The 5313-nt window shown below is 68.0% G+C and carries 3 protein-coding genes; all 3 read left to right on the top strand.

Annotated elements, in window-relative coordinates; genetic code table 11:
- On the top strand, positions 1-1314 hold a 1314-nt coding region (locus VFP86_17335; protein HET9001406.1), incomplete at its 5' end, for an OB-fold nucleic acid binding domain-containing protein.
- A 22-nt stretch (positions 1315-1336) separates the two neighbouring features.
- On the top strand, positions 1337-2404 hold the full coding sequence (locus tag VFP86_17330) for a hypothetical protein (GenBank protein ID HET9001405.1): 1068 nt from the start codon (positions 1337-1339) through the stop codon (positions 2402-2404).
- An 89-nt stretch (positions 2405-2493) separates the two neighbouring features.
- On the top strand, positions 2494-5313 hold a 2820-nt coding region (locus VFP86_17325), incomplete at its 3' end, for a tetratricopeptide repeat protein (GenBank protein HET9001404.1).

Here is a 5313-nt window from a genome sequence, read left to right as displayed (position 1 = left end):
ATCGTCGATCAGATCTTCGAGCAGTTCGAGCCGTTTGCTCGATATGGGTTCAACCGGGCGCACGCCGCCTGCTACGGTTTGATCGCGTATTACACAGCCTATCTGAAGGCGCATTTCCCGGCGGAGTATATGACGGCGGTGATGACGAGCGACGCCGGCAACGCCGAAAAGGTGGCGCAATCCGTAGCGGAATGCCATCGCATGGGGATCAAGATCCTCCCTCCCGATGCCAATCGGAGCGCGGCGTCGTTCACCGTCGAGGGAGACGCGATCCGCTTCGGGCTGGCCGCGGTGCGCAACGTGGGGGTCACCGCCGTCGACTCGATGATCGCCGCCCGGGCCTCGGGCGGCCCGTTTGTGAGCCTCGCGGATTTCTGCACACGGGTGGACACCCGGCAAGTTAATCAGCGGGTGGTCGCCAGCCTGGTCAAGGCCGGGGCGCTGGACTCGCTTGGGGAGGCCCGCGCCAAGATGCTGCAGACCCTCGATGAGACCATGGAGCATGCCCAGCGGGCGCAGCGGGTGCGGGCCCAGGGCCAGACCGGCCTGTTCGACCTCGGCGGCGACGCGGGAGCCCCGGCCCCACCTCCGGACGCGGCGGGGGACGAATTCAGCCGCGAAGAGTTGCTCACCATGGAGAAGGAGATGCTCGGGCTCTACATCTCCGATCATCCGCTGCATCGGTGGCAGCCCGTGCTCGCGCAGCGCGTGACGGTGCAACTCGCCCACCTGCCGGACCTCCCCGATCGGAAGGAGGCGGTGGTCGGCGGGCTGGTGAGCAGCGTGAAGCGCACGATCACACGCTCGGGATCCTCGATGGCGTTCCTGACGCTCGAAGACCTGACCGGGAGCGTCGAGGTGGTCGTGTTCCCCCGGGTGTACGAGCAGCAGGGGTTTGCGCTGAAGCGCGACGCGGTGGTCCTCCTGCGCGGCAAGGTAGATATCCAGGAGCAGGACGCCAAATTCTTGTGCGAGGAAGTGCTCCCGCTGCCGCCCTCTCCGGACCCGGTCGCTTCGAACGGCGACGCCCAGGACCAGGGCATGGCCGCGCCCAGGCATGCCGGGAACGGCAACGGGGCCTCCGATGGTACCGCCCGCCCCCCGCTCCGGATCCGGGTGACGACCCGCGAGGAGATTGACCAACTCGAGCGGTACCTGCTCGACCATCCGGGGGAGCGGCAGGTGTGCGTGCACGTCGTCACGGACCGGGGCGAGGAGCACATCGTCCCCGCCCGCGTTCGCCTGCGCGACGCCGAAGGGCATCACCAGGAACTCGAGCAAATGTTTGGCGAGGGCAATGTCTGGGAGGAATAACAGGGCGGCCGGTCCCGCCTCGATGCTCCTGAACGATAGTGGCCCTGCGCCCCCGCATGCCGAGGTCGTCATCGCAGGGGCGTCGTTCGCCGGACTTGCCGTGGCTCGAGAGGTCGGCGCCCACGCCGTGCTCGTGGATCCTGTCCCGGTCGGGGACGGACAGACCTCCGCGTGCGGCGCGCCAGAAGGCGTAATCGCATCACTCGGCGCGCGGAATGCGATTCAGGAGCGCCACGACGCGGTAATCTTGCATATGCCCGGGCGTGACATCCGGTGGGCGCTTCCCGAGCCCTTCTGTACCTTCGATTACCGCCGCTGTTGCATCGATGCCCTGGCGGGCACGGATGCCGGGGTGGTTCGCGCGTCCGTGCTCGACCGACGCGGGTCGACCGTCGTGACGTCGTCGGGAGAGATCCAGAGCCGAATTCTGGTCGACTGCACCGGCTGGCGGGCCGTGCTCGCCAAAGCCGGCCGGCCTGCCCCGCACTACTTTGGGCTCGAGGCCGAGGTCGCCTCGGGATTTCCTCATGGGCTCCATTTCTACTTCGGGCCCGAGATCGTTCGCGATGGGTATGCCTGGGCGTTCCCCGCGGGCGGCGTCACACGGATCGGGCTGCTCAGCTACCGCGGGAGGACGAAACTGCAGGCCGGTCTCGAGGCGCTCCTGAATCGGCTCGGCATGCCCCGGGGCCCGCTCCACGGGGGCTTTCTGGGCGCCGATCTGCGCCCCCCAATCCTGGATGGCGTGTTCATCGTGGGTGATGCCGGCGGCCAGTGTCTGCCGCTGACCGGCGAGGGGATCAGGACGGCGGTGTGGGCGGGCCGGGCGAGCGGCCGGCTGATCCGGATGGTCCTGGACGGGCGCCTCAGCCTTGACGAGGCCCAGGGTCGCTATCGGGCGCTCGTCGTGCGTCAGCAACGGCGGTACCGCGCCTTGCTCTGGGCCACGCGCGGGGTGCTCGTCCTTCCTTGGCGCCTCCTCGGCGAGATGGCGTCCTGGATCAGCCGCCCCGGTCCGCTCGAGGCCTTCATGCGCCGTTACCTGCGGATCTTCTCCGAGCACGCCCTCATCGATATCGAGACCGTCTAGCCCGGCAAGAGCCGCGGTCCCTTGCGCTCCAGGAGGCTCCTTCATTGCCGCCGAACGTCGCCGGGTGACGAGCGGCTGGGAGGCCGTGCATGGCTCATCTTCCGACAGGGACGGTCACCTTTCTCTTCACCGACATCGAGGGCTCGACCCGTCTCTTGCAGGAGACGGGTGACCGCTATGTGGAGATCCTGGGGGCATATCGCTCACTGATCCGCGCCGCGATCCAGGAGTGGGGCGGGCGTGAAGTCGACACGCAGGGGGACGCATTCTTTATCGCCTTCCCTCGCGCGCGAGATGCGCTGTCGGCGGCGGTGGCGGCGCAGCGGGCCATGAGCCGCCATCCCTGGCCTGAGAATGCCGCGGTCAGGGTGCGGATGGGCCTGCACACAGGCGAGGCGCTCGGCACAGAGTCCGGTTACGTCGGTATGGACGTGCATCGTGCCGCCCGCATCTGTGCCGCGGCGCACGGAGGGCAGATCCTCCTCTCCCAAACGACGCGGGATCTCGCGGCCGAGAGGTTGCCGGAGGGGGCGAGCCTGCGCGATCTCGGGGCGCACCGGCTCAAAGACCTCGCCGGGCCCCACCACCTGTTCCAAGTAGTGGCCGCTGGGTTGCTCACTGGGTTCCCTCCGCTGCGGTCCTTGGATGTACTGCCCAACAACCTGCCGAGCCACCTCACGAGTTTTATCGGGCGGGAGCGCGAGATTGTGGAGGTGAAGCGTCTGCTCGCGACGGCCCGTCTCGTGACGCTGACCGGAGCGGGCGGGGCCGGCAAGACGCGACTGGCGCTCCACGTTGCTGTGAGCGTGCTCGACGGGCATCCCGACGGGGTGTGGTTTGTGGAGTTGGCCGCGCTGACCGACGCCGCCCTGGTGCCGAAGACGGTCGCCTCGGTGCTGGATGTTCCCGAGCAACCGGGCCGGCCGATGGTGGAGACGCTGGTCGATGCTCTTCGTGCCAAGACCCTCCTGCTCGTCCTCGACAACTGCGAGCACCTGCTCGCGGCCTGCGCGACACTGTCCGAGCGCCTCTTGCTTGCCTGTCCCTCGTTGAAGATCCTGGCGACGAGCCGGGAAGCCTTGGATATCCCCGGAGAGACCGTACGGATCGTGCCGTCGCTCTCGCTCCCAGACCCCCGCAATCCTCCTCCTCCGGAACATCTACGACGGTATGAGGCGGTGCGCTTGTTCGTCGAGCGGGCGGCCCTGATCCACCCCGGGTTTACGCTGACGCCCGACAACGCCTCGGCGGTCGCCCAAGTGGTCACTCGATTGGACGGCATCCCCTTGGCGATCGAGCTGGCCGCGGCCCGCGCAAAGGTGCTCACGGTCGAGCAGATCGCGTTACGCCTTGATGACCGGTTCCGGCTTCTGACGGGGGGCGGCCGGACAACGCTGTCGCGGCATCAGACCCTGCGCGCCACGATGGACTGGAGTTACCATCTGCTCTCGGAGAACGAACGCGTCGTGCTCCGCCGGCTCTCGGTGTTTGCCGGAGGTTTTACCGTGGAAGCGGCAGAGGCAGTATGTGCAGGGAAGGGCGCGGAGACGCATGAGGTGTTCGATCTGCTGGCGCAGCTGGTGAACAAGTCCCTCGCTGTCGCCGAGACACAGGGCCTGGAGGCGCGGTACCGACTGCTGGAGACGGTACGGGAGTACAGCCGGGAGAGGCTGGAGGAGTCGGGCGAGACTGTGCGGACCCGCACGCGGCACCGGGACTGGTGCCTGGCCCTAGTAGAACGCGCTGAGCCGAAGTTACGCGGACCCGACCAGCAAATCTGGCTGGATCGGCTTGACACGGAACATGACAACCTCCGGGCGGCTCTCGAGTGGTGCGGGGCGTCGACCGACAGCGGAGAGAGGGGACTGCGGCTGGCCGCGGCGCTTCCAAGATTCTGGGAAGGGCGCGCGTATTATGCTGAGGGGCGCATGTGGTTAGAGGCGATGCTGGCAAAGGGGGGCGCGGCCTCGTCGTTGCTCCGGGCCCGGGCCCTCAACGGCGCGGGAGTCCTCGCCTATCGGCAGGGCGACTATGAGCGCGTGTTGACGCTGTGCACTGAAGGCCTGACGCTGTCCGAGCAGCACGGCGATAGGCGAGGCAGCGCCCAAGCGTTGCACTTTCTGGCCCATGTCGTCCAGGCGCGCGGAGACTACGGCCGCGCCACGGAAATGATGGAGCGCAGCGTGGCCCTGTTCCAGGCCGAGGGGGACGAAGCGGGAGTCGCCAACTCGGTCGACTGCCTTGGCGAGATCGCACGGAGCAGGGGTGACTACGAGCGGGCAGCCGTGTTGACGCAGCAGGCAATGACACTCTACGGCAAGGCCGGCGACCCTCGCGGCCTCGTGCACGTCCTCCACAACCTCGCCTATGTACGGCTGCACCAGGGCGCCCCAGAGGAAGCGGCGGCGCTCTTCCGGGAGAGCCTGATCCGGGCGCGGGATCTCAAGCGGACGCCCGCCGTACTCATGGGCGTGGCGGGCTTGGCGGCCGCGCGGACGGCAGATATGCAGCCGAAGCGGGTCGCAAGGTTGCTCGGCGCCGTGGATGCGCTGCTGAGAACAGCGGGCATTCACCTCGAGCCGGCCGAGCATGCGGATTTTGAGCAGACGGCGGCCTCCGTGCGGGCGCGGTTGGGTGATGACGCATTCGCCTCGGCGTGGAGGAGTGGCCACGACATGACGCTGGACGAGGCCGTCGACGATGCCCTCGCGCCGGCCGCCGCAGTTCCTGAACCCGCATCGGGCACAACGCCGGACCCGCTCACGGCCCGCGAGCGGGAGGTGGTGGCGTTAGTCGCGCAGGGCCTGTCCAACCGCGCGATCGCGTCGCGCCTGGTAATCGCTGAGCGCACGGCGGAGGGGCACGTTCAGAGTATTCTCAACAAGCTCGGTTTCAATTCCCGCGCCCAG

It is taken from the genome of bacterium (assembly GCA_035703895.1).
GTDB lineage: Bacteria > Sysuimicrobiota > Sysuimicrobiia > Sysuimicrobiales > Segetimicrobiaceae > Segetimicrobium.
Note: the sequence above shows the minus strand (reverse complement) of the source record. Positions and strands in the feature narration are given on the sequence as shown.

Bases quoted from the DNA above. Each gene is read 5' to 3' on its own strand.
- VFP86_17330 (HET9001405.1), top strand. From the start codon at position 1,337: ATGCTCCTGAACGATAGTGGCCCTGCGCCCCCGCATGCCGAGGTCGTC.